This window comes from Nonomuraea sp. NPDC049684, assembly GCF_044465345.1.
Taxonomy (GTDB): Bacteria; Actinomycetota; Actinomycetes; order Streptosporangiales; family Streptosporangiaceae; genus Nonomuraea.
The window spans coordinates 415,445-433,013 of sequence record NZ_JBITLO010000002.1 but is presented as its reverse complement, the minus strand read 5'-3'; the positions used below and the strand labels follow the sequence as shown (position 1 = coordinate 433,013).

At 75.5% G+C, this 17,569-nt stretch carries 13 protein-coding genes; 3 read left to right on the top strand and 10 right to left on the bottom strand.

Going from position 1 to position 17,569, the window contains the following annotated elements:
* Positions 1–30 precede the first annotated feature (30 nt).
* The 6 genes from ACIBST_RS07790 to ACIBST_RS07765 form a co-directional block, all read right to left on the bottom strand.
* Positions 31–1,005, bottom strand: a complete 975-nt coding sequence (locus ACIBST_RS07790) for a hypothetical protein (RefSeq protein ID WP_397170006.1) — start codon at positions 1,003–1,005, stop codon at positions 31–33.
* The gene (locus ACIBST_RS07785; protein WP_397170004.1) at positions 1,005–2,405 is read right to left on the bottom strand and encodes a phenylacetate--CoA ligase family protein; all 1,401 of its coding nucleotides are present in this window, start codon (positions 2,403–2,405) and stop codon (positions 1,005–1,007) included. The genes ACIBST_RS07790 and ACIBST_RS07785 overlap by 1 nt, the downstream gene beginning before the upstream one ends.
* A gap of 70 nt (positions 2,406–2,475) precedes the next feature.
* Positions 2,476–2,622 (bottom strand): hypothetical protein, encoded by a 147-nt coding sequence (locus ACIBST_RS07780; protein ID WP_397170002.1) that lies wholly within the window; start codon positions 2,620–2,622, stop codon positions 2,476–2,478.
* A gap of 33 nt (positions 2,623–2,655) precedes the next feature.
* A complete protein-coding gene (locus ACIBST_RS07775; protein WP_397170000.1) occupies positions 2,656–4,035 on the bottom strand; it encodes an FAD-dependent monooxygenase in 1,380 nt (459 codons plus the stop codon).
* A 65-nt stretch (positions 4,036–4,100) separates the two neighbouring features.
* On the bottom strand, positions 4,101–7,130 hold the full coding sequence (locus ACIBST_RS07770; protein WP_397169998.1) for a hypothetical protein: 3,030 nt from the start codon (positions 7,128–7,130) through the stop codon (positions 4,101–4,103).
* A 115-nt stretch (positions 7,131–7,245) separates the two neighbouring features.
* Complete coding sequence (locus tag ACIBST_RS07765; RefSeq protein ID WP_397169996.1) at positions 7,246–8,028, bottom strand: SAM-dependent methyltransferase; 783 nt, start codon at positions 8,026–8,028, stop codon at positions 7,246–7,248.
* Positions 8,029–8,126: 98 nt separating this feature from the next.
* On the opposite strand from ACIBST_RS07765, the gene ACIBST_RS07760 reads away from it, so the two are divergent.
* Positions 8,127–9,152 (top strand): hypothetical protein, encoded by a 1,026-nt coding sequence (locus ACIBST_RS07760; protein ID WP_397169994.1) that lies wholly within the window; start codon positions 8,127–8,129, stop codon positions 9,150–9,152.
* A 9-nt stretch (positions 9,153–9,161) separates the two neighbouring features.
* Here ACIBST_RS07760 and ACIBST_RS07755 read toward each other — a convergent pair whose 3' ends face one another.
* Positions 9,162–9,761 carry a TetR/AcrR family transcriptional regulator gene (locus tag ACIBST_RS07755; RefSeq protein ID WP_397169993.1) on the bottom strand — a complete coding sequence of 200 codons (600 nt, stop codon included), beginning with the start codon at positions 9,759–9,761 and terminating at the stop codon, positions 9,162–9,164.
* A 72-nt stretch (positions 9,762–9,833) separates the two neighbouring features.
* On the opposite strand from ACIBST_RS07755, the gene ACIBST_RS07750 reads away from it, so the two are divergent.
* Together ACIBST_RS07750 and ACIBST_RS07745 are read left to right on the top strand one after the other, a co-directional pair.
* Positions 9,834–10,631: a class I SAM-dependent methyltransferase gene (locus ACIBST_RS07750; protein ID WP_397169991.1), complete on the top strand. Its 798-nt coding sequence runs from the start codon at positions 9,834–9,836 to the stop codon at positions 10,629–10,631.
* A gap of 71 nt (positions 10,632–10,702) precedes the next feature.
* On the top strand, positions 10,703–13,867 hold the full coding sequence (locus ACIBST_RS07745; RefSeq protein ID WP_397169989.1) for a hypothetical protein: 3,165 nt from the start codon (positions 10,703–10,705) through the stop codon (positions 13,865–13,867).
* 39 nt (positions 13,868–13,906) lie between these two features.
* Here ACIBST_RS07745 and ACIBST_RS07740 read toward each other — a convergent pair whose 3' ends face one another.
* From ACIBST_RS07740 to hisG, 3 genes are all read right to left on the bottom strand, one after another.
* The gene (locus ACIBST_RS07740) at positions 13,907–15,346 is read right to left on the bottom strand and encodes a cation:proton antiporter (RefSeq protein WP_397169988.1); all 1,440 of its coding nucleotides are present in this window, start codon (positions 15,344–15,346) and stop codon (positions 13,907–13,909) included.
* A gap of 50 nt (positions 15,347–15,396) precedes the next feature.
* On the bottom strand, positions 15,397–16,605 hold the full coding sequence (locus tag ACIBST_RS07735) for a CynX/NimT family MFS transporter (protein WP_397169986.1): 1,209 nt from the start codon (positions 16,603–16,605) through the stop codon (positions 15,397–15,399).
* Between the two features lie 71 nt (positions 16,606–16,676).
* A complete protein-coding gene (hisG, locus tag ACIBST_RS07730; RefSeq protein ID WP_397169984.1) occupies positions 16,677–17,564 on the bottom strand; it encodes an ATP phosphoribosyltransferase in 888 nt (295 codons plus the stop codon).
* Between the last annotated feature and the right edge of the window lie 5 nt (positions 17,565–17,569).

Sequence of the window (17,569 nt, the reverse complement as noted above, 5' to 3'; positions counted from 1 at the left end):
TGCTCAGCCCCGAGCCTCCCGACCGGGCGGTCAGTCCTGGAGCAAGCGCACGACCGGGGTGCCGGGCGCGCCCGCCAGGCGGGCCTCGCGGCGGGCCTGGCCCGGGGTGGCGCCCTCGCCGACGAGCGCGCCACCGTCGTCCAGCGCGGCCCACACTCCCTCCGGCGCGCCGGCCGGGACGTCCAGCGCCCGGTTCACCGCGGGCCGGACCGGCGCGGGCGTGCGCCGGGCCAGCCACCGCCGCCAGTACAGCCACTGGACGAGGATCAGCGGGCCGAGCGCGGTCAGCAGCGGGATCGGCCGCCCGCCGCCCAGCACGACGGCGATGGAGGCCGCCAGCAGCACCGCCTCCAGCCCCGCGGCCCACCACGCCGCCGCCTTCCCGTACGCCCGGACCGCCACCGCCGGCCAGAGCGACAGCATCAGGCAGTCCCCGAGGCCGATCAGTGACGGGTTCTCGCCGTAGGAGGTGGCCAGCACGGGAGCGAACGGCAGCCCCTGCATGCGCTGCACGAAGTCGAGGGTCAGCGAGGACAGCCCGGTGGCCAGCGTGTCGTAGCCGGTGAGCGCCACCGCCAGCGCGGCCACCTGGCCGGGCGTGACCGCCGCCTGCACCCACAGGTTCACCGCGCCGACGACGAGCAGCATCAGCAGCACGTCGTTGACCGCCAGCACCCCCGCCGGCCATCCGGCGAGGTAGACCGCCACGTCGGCGGCGCACATCAGCAGCACCGCCGCCGTCGCCCACCGGCCGCCCAGCACGGGCGCGAGCGTGAGCTGCCCCAGCGTCAGCACCACCAGCCCGAAGACCGACACCACGACGCCGGTCGGCAGGTGCAGGTACGCGAACGGCATCACCACCAGCGCGGCGACCATGACCGCGATGTCGGAGCCCGCCATCCGGCCGACCGGCGGCCTGGCCATGACGTAGCGGCCCAGGTAGGCGGCGGTCAGCGCGACGGTCAGGGCGACGAGCGCGTACAGCGCCGGCACGTACGGGGTCATCACAGTCCTCGCTCGAAGCTGAGCTCCAGCAGGTCGGCGCGGAGCCGGCAGGGGGCGGGCAGGTCGTCGGCGGTCTCGACCAGGACGATGCCGTCCAGGGGCAGCCCGTGCGCCCGCTCCTCCAGGCGGCCGAGCAGCCCCGCGTCGGACTTGCCGGCCACGACGTACAGCAGGGAGCCCTCCAGCGACCAGCGGGTGGGCAGCGGCAGCGCGTGCTCGGCCTGGAGAACGTCCAGGATGTCGCGCGTGGTGAGCCCGCCGGGGGAGACCCGCCCGAGCACGCGCGAGGTCGCGGGCAGCGCGGCCAGCGCGCACGACGGCTGCTCGTCCGCGCGCAGGACCCTGACCAGGTCGCCGGTGACGTACCGGAGCAGCAGGGTGGTGTCGCGGTAGCTGGAGTACGGGGTGACCACGATCGTGCCGACGGCCCCCGGTTCGGCGGGCCGCAGGGTGACGGGGTCGAGGATCTCGACCAGCCCCTGGTCGGCCGGCAGGTGCAGGTGGCCGTCCGCGCAGACCCGGCCGCCCACGGGGGCGATCTCGGTCATGGAGTAGCCGTCGCGGACCTGCGCGCCGAACGTGTGCTCGGCGCGCACGCGCAGCGCGTCGGTCAGCACCTCGCCGCCGGACCAGATCGTGCGCAGGCCGAAGTCGCCGGCCTGCCAGCCGCCCCGCTCGGCCTCCTGGACCAGCGCCGCCAGGTAGGAGGCGGTCACGTTGAGCTGGGTGATCTGCGGGTGTTTGCCCGGTACGTGCATCGGGGTGGCCAGCCGGTCGAGCGCGACGGCCGGATCGACGGCGCCCAGGTGCACGAACGCGGCCCCGGTCCGCGTGACGGCCCGCTCGGTGAGGATCTGGGCGATGGACCGCGAGCTGATCGCGCTGGCCCACAGGTCGGCGGAGCGCAGGTTGCCGGCGAGCATCAGCGCCAGCGCCGACATCGAGGACATCAGCTCGATCTCGTACGCCGAGAACCACACCATGGTCGGCGTCCCGGTCGTCCCCGTCGTGTGCGCGAGCACGACCGGGCGGGCGCGGTCGGAGACGAAGGCGGCGGGCATGCCGCGCAGGTCGGCCTTGGACGTGGGCGGGATCGCGGACAGCGTCGCGGGCGTGATCGAGCCGGGGTCCACGCCGTTCGTCCCGAACCAGCGCCGGTAGTAGGGGCTCTCGGCGGCCGCGTGGCGGACCGTGCGCCGCAGCCGCCGCCGGGTCAGGTCCTCCTGGAGCTCGGGGTCGCTGCCCGCGAGCATGTCGTCGGCGCCCTCGCCCGGGGACCCGAACGTCTCCAGGGTCACGCGCATGTCGTCGGCCAGCGCGTTCACGTCCCGCAGGCGGAACCTGCGGCCCGACATCATCGACCAGGCATAACCGAGCTGGCGTACCGCGGTGCCGAACACGCCTCGTCCTTCCGCTCGTGGGGGTGGCCCCCCGGGAGACCCGGTCCCCCGGGGGTGCACGCGAGGGTGATCAGCCGTTCAGCACGAAGATGGCGGTGGACAGGGCGCTGACGGCGTACTTGGCGTAACGGCGAGCGGTCTTGACCATGAGGATCTCCCTGGTTGCTCGGGGCGCACGGGTGGCGCCCGCTGAGATCCAGGATGTGCGGGGGCGCAAGAGATCCACTACAGGCTCACTACAGAGGGGGCCTCACACCAGGGTCAGGTAGTGGACCAGCTCGGCGGCGGAGTCCGTGGCGATCCCGACGTGGCCGTCCGGGCGCACGAGCGTGTACCGCACCCCGCCGTACGGCTCGGCCGGCGCGTACGCCCGCACCTGCGGCCCGCCCGGCACGCGGGGCGCGGGGTCCGGCGACAGCAGCGTGAAGTGCGGGCCGCGCAGCAGGTCGAACAGGCGCGCCCGGGAGCCGTCGGCCAGCCGCAGCGGCCCGTCGGGCACCCGCTCGCCGCCCGCGCGGGCCAGCGAGCCGCCCCGGTAGCCGACCCGGAGCTGGTAGGTCTCCTCGTCCCGTTTGTACGACTTCCGGTCGTGCAGGTCCGTGCTGAGGCCGAGCACGCGGGCGGCGACCGGGCGGCGCTCCTCCTCGTAGCTGTCCAGCAGCGACGCCGGCCCGCCGGACAGCGCGCGGGCGAGCTTCCAGCCCAGGTTGTAGGCGTCCTGGACGCCGGTGTTGAGCCCCTGGCCGCCCGCCGGGGAGTGCACGTGGGCGGCGTCCCCGGCCAGCAGCACCCGCCCGGCGCGGTAGGCGTCGGCCAGCCGGATGTTGACCCGGTAGAGCGAGGACCACAGCAGCTCGGTGACGCGGACCGCGCGCTGCATCGAGCGTTCGGCGAAGATCCGCTGGAAGCCGGCCAGGGTCAGGTCCGGCGTCGCGCCCGGCCTGAGCGGGGCCATGAACTGGAAGGCGTCGGTGCCGGCCATGGGATGGAGAGCCACCATCCCCCTGCCAGGACGCACCCAGGCGTGGATGTGCTCGCGGTCCAGCCCCTCGACGCGCACGTCCCCGAGGACCATGCGCTCCTCCTCGCGGGTCTGGCCGGTGAACCCGATGCCGAGCGCCTTGCGCACCGTGCTCCTGCCGCCGTCGGCGGCGACCAGGTAGCGGGCCCGCAGCGTCGTCCCGGTGCCGAGCCGGGCCGTCACGCCGTGCGCGTCCTGCGCGAAGCCCGTCAGCTCGGCGCCGTGCTCGACCGCGCCGCCCAGCTCGGCCAGCCGTTCCCGCAGCACCGCCTCGGTGCGCCACTGCGGGTGCATCCGCACCATCGGGTACGGCACCTGCTCGCTCGCCGCCACCGGCCGGTGCATGCGGCCCCGGTAGACCGGCAGCCGCCCGATCCTGACCCGGATCGGCGGGTACGGCGTCGTCCCGGCCAGGACCCGGTCGACGATCCCGAGGTCGTCGAAGATCTCCAGCGTCCGCGGCTGGAGACCCTTGCCCTTCGAGCCCGCCGAGGGCGCCGCCGCCCGCTCGACGACGCGATGGGCGATCCCGCGCCGGGCCAGCTCCACGGCGAGGGTGAGGCCGGTGGGCCCGGCGCCGACGATGAGCACGTCCGTCTTGTCCGTCATGAGGGGACCGTGCCAGGAGCCGCTGCCGGATCTCTGTCAGCGTCCTGCCACCGCCCTGCCGGAGGTCACGAGCAGGGCGGACGGTAGGGCAGGTCGTCGAAGTAGCGCCGCCACTCGGCCCGGGTGAGCGGCATCCCGGCGGCCTCGCAGACGCGCGCGGCCACCGACTCCGGCCGCAGGTCCCACAGCCGCAGGTCGTGCCCGGCGGCCGAGACGAGGGTGTGGTCGTCGGCGTACAGGACGGTCCCGAGGTCGCGGTGGGACAGCTCGGCGATCGGCCGGCGGGAGCGCAGGTCCCACAGGCGGGTGGTGCGGGAGGCGTCCGTGGTGGCCAGGGCTGCGCCGTCGGGGCTGAACCCGGCGATCAGGACGGTGTCGCCGTGCCCGCGCAGGACCGCCGGACGGGGGGCGCGGCCCGGGTCGGCGATCCGCCAGACGCGCGCGGTCCGGTCGTGGCCGGTGCTGACCAGCACGTCGCCCTTCGGGCCGAAGCGCACGCCGGCCACCGCGTCGGCGTGCTCCTCGTGGTGGGCGACCTGGTCGAGGGCGTGGCGGCGCACGTCCCACAGCCGTACGCCGCGGTCGGCGCCGCCGCTGGCCAGCAGGCCGCCGCCGGGGCTGAAGTCGAGCGCGCCGACGTCGCCGAAGCCGTCGCGGGCGGCCAGGCGGCGGGGCGGCCCGGTGACGTCCCAGAGCAGCAGCCGGCCGCCGTGGTCGCCGGTGGCCAGGACGCGTCCGTCGGGGCTGAGCGCGGCGACCGCGAGGCCGCGCACCGGCAGCCGGGCGTGCCGGGCCGGGCGGTAGGGGTCGCGGATGTCCCACACGGTCACGGCCACGCCGCGCTCGACGGTGGCCAGGCGGCGGCCGTCGCCGCTCAGCGCCGGACCGGCGGCTGCTGGAACGTTCCAGCGCGACAGCAGCACGCGGTGGCGGGGGTCGCGGACGTCCCACAGCGCGCCGCCGCGCGGGCCGGTCGTGGCCATGAGCGTCCGGTCCCGGCTCAGGACCAGCCCGGTCACCGGGTCGGGCACGCGGACCGGATGACGCCACTGGTAGAACGCGCCGGCCGCCGAACCGGTGGCCAGGGCCTGGCCGTCGGCGGTGAAGGCGAGGCCGAGCACGCGGTCGGGGTGCGGGAACGAGGTGACCTCCGCGCGGGTGTCCACGCTCCACAGCCGGACCGCGCGGTCGTCGCCGGCGGCGGCCAGGACGGTGCCGTCCGGGCTGAAGGCCAGGGCGCCGGCCGGGTCGCCGTACCGGACGGGCCGGGCGCAGCGGCGGGCGCGCAGGGGGCAGAGCCAGGTGCCGCGGCCGGGCGCCGACCAGGCCAGCGCGCCGCCGTCGGGGCTGATCGCGAGCGCGGCGGGGCCGTCCTGGAGGCCGGTCGCGATCGTGTCCGCGGGGGCGGCGGGCCGCGCCGGGTCCCACAGGCGCACGCTGCCGTCGTCGTGGCCGGTGACCACCGTGTCGTCGCCGACGGCGAAGCGGGTGACCTGGGCGGAGGCGCGTACCGGGGGCAGGGCGACCGGGCGGCCGGCGAGCCGCCAGCGCCGGACGCCGTGCGCGGCGGCGGCGAGCACCGTGCGGCCGTCCGGCGTGAACGCCGCCGTCGCCGCGCCGGGCAGGGCGGCGACGTGCCGCGGGCGGGCGGGGTCCACGACGTTCCACACCTCGACCCCCTGCCCGGTGGCCGCGAGCAGGACGCGGTCCCCGCCGGACGGCCGGAAGGCGAGCGCGCCGACCGGCCCGGCGGCGCGCGGCAGGGTGGCCAGCGGGGTGCGGCGGCGCGAGTCGGTGGCGTCCCACAGCTCGACCACGCCGTTGTCGGCGCCGGTCGCGAGCAGGGCGTGGTCCTGGCTGTATGCGATGGCCCGCAGCCGGTCGCCGGCCGAGCGCAGGCGGGTGGCGTACGGCTCTGCGGTGTCGAGCAGCGTGCCGCGGGTGCCCGGGGTGTCGGCCAGGCCCTGGGCGGCCACCGCCACCTGCATCGCCAGCGCCGGGTCCGTGGCCCGCAGCGCCCGCGCCTGGACGGCGGCCCGCTCGGCGAGCGCGGTGACCCGGGCGGCGCTCGCCCGGCCGCTCTTCTGCCACGCCAGCCCCGCGCCCGCCCCGGCGACCACCACGAGCACCACCAGCGCCACGACCAGCCCCCGCACCCTCCGCCCGACCGGACACCCCTTGGCGCCCACGCCGGAGCCGGACGAGCGGTCCACGGCCCTTCCGCCAGAGGAGGGAGCCGCCGGCTCGGGGTCAAGGACGGCCCCAGCGGGCTCCTCCCGGTCGGAGGAGGGCAGCGCGGGGCCCGGGGTGAGGGGTGGTGCGGTGGCGTCCCGGTAGGCGGCGTGGGTGAGGGTGTCGCCGTCGCGGCGGTGCCAGGTGGCGCGCATCGCCTGGGACAGGCGGGGCAGCGCGTCGGCCGCCGCCGGGGCGTCGTCGCGGACGCCCAGGTCGTGCAGGATCGTCTCGGCCAGCCCCGGCTCCAGGGACAGCCCGGCCACCCGGGCCGGTTCGGTGATCGCGCGGCGCAGCTCGTCGCCGGTCATCGGCCCGAGCGGCAGCGACCGCACCCGCAGCGCCTCGACCAGCGGCGGAAACCCCAGGCACCGCTCGTAACAGCCGGCCCGCATCCCGATCACCACCGGCAGCCCGCCCGCCGCGAGCGCGCACAGCTCCTCGACGTACGCCGTGCGCCCGGACCCCGCCCGAGCCGTGAACAGCTCCTCGAACCGGTCGACCACCAGTAGCGCGCACTCCTCCACCGGCCGCCCCCCGCCCCGGACCGGCGAGCCGGGCGTACGCCACAACACCCCGGCGCGAGCCCGCTCCGTCGCCCCCGCGGGCGAGCCCGCCAGGACGGCCGGCACCAGCCCGGCGGCCAGCACCGACGTCTTGCCCGCCCCCGCCGCCCCGGACAGCACCACGGGGTGGGCGGCGCGCGGCTCCCCGAGCAGCGCCACCAGCTCGGACACGACCCGCTCGCGCCCGAAGAACCACCTGGCGTCCCCGGTCGTGAACGGACCCGGCGGCCAGGGGCACGGATCCCGCGCGCACCGGTCCCGCTCGCTCCCCAGCCCCGCGCCGAACCCGTCGTCCATCCCGCTCCCGTCACTCAGCGAAGTCGATCGGGGACTCAGGGTACGCGGGCCCGCCAGGCGGCGTACGCCGGTCGGGAAGGCGGCATCGCCCGGTCCGGCGCTAAGCGGGGGACGGTCAGCGCTTGCGGCCGACGCCCGCGCAGTAGACGGCCTCGCGGTCGGCGTACAGCGTCTCGGGGACGGGACGCCAGCGCGGCAGCGGCACGACGCCCGGCTCCAGCAGCTCCAGCCCGTCGAAGAAGCTCGTGACCTCCTCAAGGCTGCGCAGCGTCATGGGCGCCCCGCCGCTCTCGTTCCAGTGGCGGACGCCCTCTTCGAGCTGCCTGCCGACCACGCCGTGGGAGATGGCCAGGTGGCTGCCCGGGGCCATCGGCTCCAGCAGCTCGGCGATGATCGAACGGGCCTGGCCGGTGTCGGGGAGGAAGTCCACGACGCCGAGCAGGGTCAGCCCGATCGGCCGGTCGAAGTCGAGGTACTCGGCGGCGGCGGCCAGGATCTTGCCGGGCTCGCGCAGGTCGGCGTCGACGAAGGCGGTCGTCCCCGCGGGCGCGGCCCGCAGCAGCGCCCGCGCGTGGGCCAGGACCATGGGGTCGTTGTCGACGTACACGACGTGACTGTCCGGGGCCACCGCCTGGGCGACCTGGTGGGTGTTGTCCGCCGTGGGGATGCCGGTGCCGATGTCCAGGAACTGCCGGATGCCCGCCTCCCCGGCCATGTACCGCACCGCGCGGCCGAGGAACTCCCTGTTCGTACGGGCCAGCACCGGCAGGTCGGGCACGGCGGCGAGGATCTGCTCGCTCACCATCCGGTCGATCTCGTAGTTGTCCTTGCCGCCCAGCCACAGGTCGTAGATACGGGCGGGGCTCGGAACATCGGTGTTCAGCGAACGATCGCTCATCGCGACGCCTTCCGGACGAAAGGGGCTACGGGGGAGATCGTAGCCCCAAGATCCCTCCCACGGGCCACGTCCGGCCTCCCGGGCCTAGGCTTCCGGGGATGATCCACTTACCTCCCGCCCGAGCCAGGGCCGACGTGCACGTCACCTGTCACCAGATCGTGGTCGGCGAGCCGGGCCGCGACCATCCGGGAACCGTCCCCAACGGACTGACCGCCTCGGCCCCCGGCGCCGCCGTGATCCGGACGGGTATCCACACCGGCGTCGTGGACGTGACCGTACAGCTGGCCGGGACCGCCCCGCCCCTCGACGCCGAGGGCTGGGACGAGACCGAGGAGGTGGAGCTCGTCACCTTCACCGGCGAGGTGCGCCTGTCCGGCATGATGCACTCCCCGCCGGACGCCCTGCCCCTCCTGACACCCCAGGGGCCGGGCCGGTACGGCATGCGCGTGCAGGCCCGCGGCCGGGACCTCGACCCCGCCGCGGTGCCGGAGGTGCCGTTCGAGTTCTACCTGGTGACCGTCTGGCCGGTGGAGACCGGGCCGGAGGCGGCGGCCAGGCTCGGCGTCGGGGTCGCCGAGGAACTGGGGCTGCCCGGCAAGTCGGCCGAGATCCGGCGGTGGGCGCGCGAGCACAACGATCCGCAGTCCGAGCGCGGCCGCCGGTCGCGGGGCCGGGACGAGCGGCCCGCGCTGCCGCCTCCGGTACGGGACACGGTGGGGACCGCCGACCACCGGATCCGGATCGTCAACCCCTTCCAGGACACCGCGGTCCCGCCGCCGCTGCCGGACGGGCTGGTCGCCGCCGCCCCCGACTCGCTGCTCATCCGTACGGACAAGCGCGCCGGACGCGTCGGCCTGCACGTGAACTGGCAGGACGGCCCGCCCGTGGCGGCGGCGCGGGGCTGGGAGGAGAGCGAGGAGGTCGAGTTCGTCACCACCACCGGCGTGATGCGCGTCCAGGGCGTCGCCGACGAACCGATCGACCTGACGCCCCAGGGCGCCGGGCGGTACGGCCTGCGCGTCCACGGCCGCCGCCGGGACCGGTCGGCGCCGTCGAACCAGCCGTCGGAGGCGTACCTGCTGGTCGTGTGGCCCATCGCCCTGGGGGCGGCCGCGGCCCGGTGAGGCGGGGGCTCAGAGCAGGCGGCGCTGGACGGCGTCGGCGATGGCCGTGGTGACGATCCACTCGACGACGGCGGCGTCGGGCGGGTCGTCCTCGCGGCCGGCGAACAGCAGGTGGGCGCTGCCGATCAGGGTGAGCGCCAGGGCCTCGACGTCGGCGTCGACCGCGATGCGGCCCATCTCGCGCTCGGCGGCGAGGTAGGCGGCGATCATGGTCGTGGCCTCGCCGAGGAGCGGGAGGCCGGACGACCCGGCCTGGCGCAGGCGGGCGCGCAGGCCGTCGCGGGAGATGACGAGGCCGACGACGGCCACGGCGACCGAGCCGAACAGCTCCAGCAGCGCGAGGGTGAGGTTCCCCGCGACGGTGCCGGTGCCCGCGCTCGCCCGCAGGGCGGCGGACTGGGCCTCGACGCGGCGGATGCGGTCGGTCACCAGCTCGGCGAGGAAGGCGTCGAAGTCGGCGAAGTGGCGGTGGAGCACGCCCTTGGCGCAGCCCGCCTCGGTGGTGACCGCGCGGCTGGTCAGGGCGTTGGGCCCGTCGCGGAGCAGGATGCGCTCGGCGGCGTCGAAGAGCTGTTCGCGCACGTCGCGGAGGGCAATGCCGGTGGGCACCGGGCCGGTCTCCTTCCTGGGCGAATCACGTTCAGCGTAGACGAGTGGGCGCGCGCCCATTAGAGTGGGCGCATGCCCACTCAAGAGAACGAGCCGCACCTGCACCGGCGGATGGCCGAGTCCTTCGGCGCCGACGCCGACCGCTACGACCGCACCCGCCCCCGCTACCCCGACGAGATGGTGGCCCGGATCGCCGCGGCGAGCCCCGGCCCCGACGTGCTCGACGTCGGCATCGGCACCGGCATCGCGGCCCGCCAGTTCCAGGCGATCGGCTGCCGGGTGTCCGGCGTGGACGTGGACCCGCGCATGGCCGACCTGGCCCGGCGCGACGGCATCGAGGTGGACGTGTCCGCCTTCGAGTCCTGGGACCCGGCCGGGCGCACGTTCGACGCGGTCGTCGCCGGCCAGACCTGGCACTGGATCGACCCGGTCGCGGGCGCGGCCAAGGCGGCCCGGGTGCTGCGGCCCGCAGGCAGGCTGGCGCTGTTCTGGAACGTCTTCCAGACGCCGGACGCCCTGGCCGGCGCCTTCGCCGAGGTCTACCGCCGGGTGCTGCCCGACCTGCCGGCGCTCGGCCAGGCCGGCCCCGCCGTGGGCATGTACACGTCGCTGCTCGACAAGATCGCCGACGGCGTCCGGGCCGCGGGTGCGTTCGGCGAGCCCGAGCGGTGGGACTTCGCGTGGGAGCGCGGCTACACCCGTGACGAGTGGCTGGCGCAGGTGCCCACGCACGGCCCGGTCACCGGGTTGCCGCCGGAGCGGCGCGAGGAGCTGCTGGCCGGCATCGGGGCCGCGATCGACGCGGTGGGCGGCGCCTTCACCGTCCACTACGACGTCCTGGTGCTCACCGCCGCGCGGCGGGCTGAGTAGCCGTTACTCATGCGGTCATGGGAACGCGCGCGGACGATCCTCCTCAGAGCGACACTCCAGGAGGAACCACCGTGAGCGTCACACATGGCATGAGAACCGGGCGGAAAGGGTCGGCGCGGTGGCGCGGGCGGCTCTCGTTCGCCGCGATCGGCGTGCTGGTCGCCGCCTTGATCCCGGCGCTGGCGACGCCGGCGTCGGCGGCGGCCCCCGGCTTCTCGCTGACCTTCTCCATCGACTATCTCCGCCAGATCGAGGACCCGGACAGCGGAGGCGTCGGCGACGGCGACTACTACCCGAAGGTCAAGATCGCCGACGGCCCGCTCGAAACGGGCCCGCGCATCGAGGACGACGAGTTCGAGCCCCTCGGCCTGCCCGAGGCCCCCAACGGCTGGGTCTTCACCAAGTCCGACCTGCCCGGCGACCAGCCGACCGTGAACATCACCGTCGCCCTCTGGGACTACGACGGCGGCCTCAACACCAACGACGACCGCATGGACATCAGCCCCCAGAACGACGACCTCGACCTCGACCTCGTCTACGACGTGCGCTCGGGCACCCTGTCGGGCGACGGCGTCCAGTTCGGCACGCCGTGCGTCGACTCGCAAGGGCGGCAGAAGGGCCAGACGTGCGCCGAGGGCGACGGCGACCACGGCTTCCCCAGGGACAACGACGGCAGGAAGACCAGGATCGGCTTCACCGTCTCCACCGTGATGCCCGACACCGACCACGACGGCATCCCCGACCTCGTCGAGCTGTCCGGGATCCGCGACCGGAACGGCGCGGTCATCGCCGACCTCCCGGCGCTCGGCGCGGACCCGTGCCGCAAGACGATCGTGCTGCAGGCCGACTACATGGCCGACACCAGGCACTCCCACCGCCCCAAGCCGGACGCGATCACCCTGGTCAAGAACGCCTTCGACGCCGCGCCGGTCAAGGCGGAGAACCCGTGCCCGTACCCCGGGACGCACCGGGACGGCGTCGACTTCGTCTACCTCCAGGGCACGCAACTGCCCGAACAGGCCGACATGGGCCTGGCCGACGACAGCGACTTCCGCGACGCGCGCGCCGCCGACTTCCCCGCCGAACTGGCCCGGTACGCGCACTACGCGATCTTCGCCCACGACCTCGTCGTCACCACCGCGACCGGCAGCTCGCCGTCGCCGGGCACGTCGGGGCAGTGCTGCGAGCCCACCAGGGACAACAACAAGGACTTCATCGTCACCTTCGGCTCGTGGCGGACGATGTGCGTGGCCGACTTCGGCGTGGACTACGGCGGCGACGGGCGGCTCCAGACCACCCCGGCGGGCGACGACGTGGTGATCGGCACCCAGATCCACGTGGGCCCGGACCGTACGTGCGACACCACCAGCGCGGACCCGACCGACCGGCAGGTGCTCACCGTCGGCACCGGCCGGGACGACGCCGAGGTGGGCACCGTCCAGGACCAGGCCGGGACCATCATGCACGAGCTCGGGCACGCCCTGGGCCTGCGGCACGGCGGCGACGTCAACGACCAGTGGAAGCCGAACTATCTCAGCGTCATGAACTACTTCTTCCAGTCGGGCATCCCCACGGGCCCGCCGCCGCTGCTGGTCAACCAGCTCAGGGACTGGAAGATCGGCGCGATCCGGGTCGGCTACTCCAGCGGCCGCCTGCCGCCGCTCGCCGAGGGCACGCTGAACGAGTCCGCCGGCATCGGCGACGGGACCGACCACACCTTCTGGTGGACCGACAACCTCGCCAACCCGACCAGCACGTTCCGGCCGCTGCGCTCGGCCGCCGGCAACGCGCCGATCAACTGGAACGACAACACCGCCCCCGGCACCGGCGCCCCGCTCATCGACACCGGGACGGTCAACGTGGACCTCAACGCCAGCGGCGGCAGCACGACCCTGCGCGACCACGACGACTGGGCGGCCGTCAAGTACCGGGCCGCGCAGTCGCCCGACGCCAAGGGCTCGGCCTGCAGCAGCTTCCCCGTGTCCGCGCCCACGTGCAGCGGCTCGGGCGCCGAGCCGCCGGAGAAGGAGCTCGACTTCACCACCGCCGTACGGCAGGAGATGTCCTTCTTCAACCTCTACGACCCCGACATCGTCACCGCCAAGAGCGTGGACAAGCGCGACGCCGAACCCGGCGACACCCTCACCTACCAGGTGAAGCTGGACAACGTCGGCACCGGCCCGGCGGCCAACGTCGGCGTGACCGACACCCCGCCCACCGGCCCGGCCCAGGCCCGCCAGGTTCCCTACCTGGGCGCCGGACGGTCCGCGACCGAGACGTTCACGTACACGGTGCCGTGCGACACGGCCGACGCGGCCGTCCTGACCAACACGGCCACCGCCACCGCGACGGACACCGCCGGCGGCCCCGAGGCCGAGACGGGCAACAACACCGCCAAGGCCGCCACCACCGTGCACGCGCCGCGGCTCACCCTGACCAAGACCGCCCCGGCCACGGTGAACGCCGGGGAGGCGATGACCGTGGGGCTGCGGGCGGCCAACGTCGGCAGCGGCGGGGCCACCGGCGTCGTCCTCACCGACACGCTGCCCAAGGAGGTTTACTACAGCAGCGCGCTCGACCGCGGCACCGGCCCCCGGCCCGGCACGGTCACCCGCAACCCGGACGGCACCACCACCCTGACCTGGACGCTCGGCCCCCTCGCCCCCGGCGCGGACGTGTCCGTGGGGTTCACGGCCCGGCCCGGCCTGCTGTTCACCAAGGGCGCCGAGCTGCCCGACACGGCGGCCGCCGCGTACCGGAACGCCAACGGCTGCGTCTACGAGCCGGCCACGGCGTCCGCCACGACGACCGTCACCGAGGTCGCCCCGACCCGCGACCCGCGCTCGCACGGCTACTGGAAGACCCACCAGGAGGCGCGCACGGCCGAGTTCCTGGCCCGCGTCCAGGCCACCGACCAGCGCTTCGACAGCCAGGGGGACGGCGAGCTGGGCGACGCCGAGGCCCTCGCCACGCTGTCGGCCGGCGGCCCGCAGCCGGGGCCGGCCCGGTTCCAGCTCCTGGCCACGCTGCTCGACCTGGCGGCCCGGCAGGTCAACGCGAGCACCCGGCTCGACTCGCCGCTCGTGCGGCGGCTCGGGGTGCGCACGGTCGGCGAGGCGGTCAGGTACGCCTTCGCCACCCTCGCCCTGCCGCCCGGCGGCGCGGCGGCCGGGCGCTGGTCCGACACGACCTCGATGCTCGACGAGATAGTGAACAACCGGAGCGAGGTCTACTGACCCCGCAATGAGGGCCCTCATGAGGACGCCGCGGCCGGCTCAGGCCGGTTGCGGCGTCCGCGGCTCGGCCGTGGCAGGGGCGTACAGGCCGAGGCGGCGCAGGGCGGGCGCGGTCATCATGGTGGTGATCAGGGCCATCAGCACGAGCACCGTGAACGTGCCGGGCGCGATCAGTCCCATGCCGAGCCCGGTGCTGAGCACGACGATCTCGGTGACGCCGCGGGCGTTCATGAGCACGCCGAGCCCGAGCGCGAGGCGCCCCGGCATGCCGCCCGCCCAGGCGATCACCCCGGCCGCGCCCAGCTTGCCGACGACGGCGGCCACCAGCAGCACCGCCCCGCCCAGCAGCACCACCGGATGGCCGAACGCCAGGTGCACGTCGGTGCGCAGCCCGATCGAGGCGAAGAACACCGGCAGCAGCATCGCGCGGTTGAGCGAGCCGAGACGTTCGGGCACCGCGCCGAGCACGGGGGCGTCGCGCGGGAAGGCGACCCCGGCCAGCAGGGCGCCGAAGATGGCGTGCACGCCGATGGCGTCGGTCGCCGCCGCCAGGGCGAAGATCAGGCCCAGGACCAGGGCGAGCGCGGCCGGAGCGGGCAGCCGGCGGGCGGCGTGCCGGGCCGCGAGGGCGGCGAGCGCGGGGCGTACGACGAGGGTCACGGCGAACACCAGGGCGGCGGCCAGCCCCAGCGAGGTCAGCACGCCCGCGGGGGAGCCGGCGTGCGCGAGGGCGATCACCGCGGCCAGCGCGCACCAGGCGAGCACGTCGGCCAGCCCCGCGCACAGGATCGCCAGCGAGCCCAGCCGGGTGGCGGTCAGCCCGGCCTCCTGGAGGATCCTGGCCAGCACGGGGAACGCGGTGACGCTCAACGCCGTCCCGGCGAACAGGACGAACGCCGTGCCCGACGCCGACGGCCCGGCCAGCGCATCGGCGAACGGCACCGCCGCGACCGCTCCCAGGGCGAACGGCACGGCCGTCATCGCCAGCGCGGCCACCCCCACGACCACGCGCTGCCGGCCGAGTGCGGCCGGGTCGAACTCCCGCCCCACCGTGAACATGAAGACCGCCAGCCCGGCCTGGGCCAGCAGTTCGAGCTGCGGCGCGACCCAGCCGGGCAGGATCAGCGCGGACACCCCCGGCGCCAGCGAGCCCAGCGCGGACGGCCCGAGCAGCAGCCCGGCCACCATCTGCCCCACCACGGACGGCTGGCCGGCCCGGCGCGCCAGGACGCCGCCCAGCGAGGCCAGCCCGCCGATGACCGCCACGGCGAGGAACAGCCGCAGGATCGCCTGGGCGGGCGGCACCCCGGCGTGCGCGGCCGGCGCCGCCGGATGCCCCGGCTGCTGCGCGCCGGGCCCGAACACCAGCGACATCGACACGCCCGCCACGGCGATCAGCAGCAGCGCGACCGCCAGGCCCCGGGCCGGGGCGGGCAGCAGGGCCTGTTCGGTGTCGTCGAGCGGGTCGTGTCCGCGCATGGTCGCACCTTCCTGCGTACTCCGCGATGGGCTCCCGGCCCCGCGCCGGCTCAGTCGGCGGCAGGGAGCGGCCGGGCCGCCCGCCGGCCGATCAGCAGCAGGGCGCCGACGGCGGCGACGATGCCGACGGCGATGACGGGGATCAGCGCCTGATAGTCGAGCTCGCTCGCCACCAGGCCGAACAGCGGGGGACCCAGCAGGGAGCCGAGGCTGCCGGCCTGGGCGATGACGCCGTTGCCGACGTCGGCGTGGTCGAGGCGCTCAAGGACGAGGGGGAGCGCGGCGAAGACGAGGGCGCCGAGGAAGCCGTTCTCCATGGAGATGACGCCCGCGCCGGTGAGCGCGCCGCCGGCGGAGCCGCCGGCGTACAGGATCCAGGCGGCCGGCACGACGAGGAAGCCGGACAGGGCCAGCACGCCGACCCGTACGCCCCTGCGCAGCAGCACGCCCACCGCCAGCCCGCCGGCCACGCCGAGCAGCGAGATCACCGAGGTGAGCGCGCCCGCGGCGGCGGCCGAGCGGCCGTACTGCTCGATGAGCAGCGTGGGCAGCAGCACGATCACCGGGATGGTCACCAGCGCGGTCAGGCAGAAGGCCGCGGCCAGCACGCCCGGCCAGGCCAGCGCCCGCGCCCGGGGCACCGGGCCGGCGGCCTGCGCCGCGCCGCCGCGCGGCAGCCGCGCCCACGTCACCGCGGCGACCAGCAGCGTCAGCCCGGCGATCAGGCCGGTCCAGCCGCGCCAGCCCAGCGCGTCGCCGGCCGCGCCGCCGGCCAGCGTGCTGGCCCCCAGCCCGACCGGGACGAACGTCGCCCAGACCGACAGGGCGGTGCCCCGGTCGCGCTCGTGGGCCAGGCGCAGGATCAGCGCCGGGCAGGAGATGGTGACCAGGACGTAGCCGACGCCCTCGACGCCGCGGGCGACCAGCAGCCAGGCGAAGTCGTTCGCCGCCATGCTCGCCGCGCCCGCCGCCGCGATCAGGACGAGCCCGGTGACCAGCGACCGCCCGGTGCCGAAGCGGCGGACGAGATAGCCCGCCGGCAGGCCGACCGCGGCCCCGACGCCGACCACCGCCGAGATCACCCAGCCCAGCTCCGACAGCGACAGCCCGAGCTGGGCCGCCATCGCCGGCCCGACCGAGGAGAACTTGCCGAGGCTCATCGCGCCGACCACCCCGCCGACGTAGACGAGGAGGATCGTCAGCCAGGGGGAGCGCCGCGGGGACGCCTCCGTGATCTCTGCCGCCGACCGGGGGTCCATGAGTCTCCTTCGCACTGCGCTTCGCGGGCCAGGGTTCCCACGTCCGATCTTCGCCATGCCGGCGGCGCCGATCAACCCGCTTCCCCCGTGGCGAAGATGCCGATGCCCGACTCCGTGACGTTGACCGCCCCGGCCGACAGCAGCGCGTCGATCGTCTCGGGCACCTCCCGCCTGGGCAGGACGCCCTGGAGCACGACCATGGTCCCGTCCGCGAGGTCGGCGCCCGCGCGCCACGACTGGCCCGGCATCGCGGGCGCCACCTCGGCCAGCCGGTCGGCGGGGGCGCGCACGGTCAGCAGCACGTGGGCCGGGCCCACCCAGGCGGCGCGCAGCAGCAGGGCGACGTTCCTGATCACGCCGCGCCTGGCCGGGTCGGCGTAGGCGGCCGGGTTGGCGACGAGCTGCGCGCCGCAGGTCCGGACGGTCTCGATGACGCGCAGGTCGTTCTGGCGCAGCGAGTGGCCGGTCTCCACGACGTCCATCATGGCGTCGGCCAGCTCGGGGATCTTGGCCTCGGTCGCGCCGTAGGACACGACCACCTCGGCCCGCCGTCCCGCCTCGCGGAAGAAGCGGCGGCCGATGTTCGGGTACTCGGTGGCCACCCTGACCCCGTCGTCGAGGTCGGCGGCGCTGCGGGCGGGATGGCCGGACGGCACCGCGAGCACCAGCCGCCACGGCCGCTCGGTGTTCCTGGAGTAGTCGAACGACTCCACCACCTCGACCTCGGCCCCGGTCTCCTCCACCCAGTCGGCGCCGGTGAGCCCGAGGTCGAAGGTGCCGTCCCCGACGACCAGGGGGATCTCGCGCGGCTTGTAGAAGGCCACGTGCGACACGCCGGAGTGGTCCACCGTGCCGCGGTAGGAGCGGTCCGAGCGCCGCCGTACGGGCAGCCCCGCGGTCGCGAACAGCTCCAGGGCCCGCCGCTCCAGCGAGCCCTTCGGCAGGGCGAGCGAGATCATGGTTC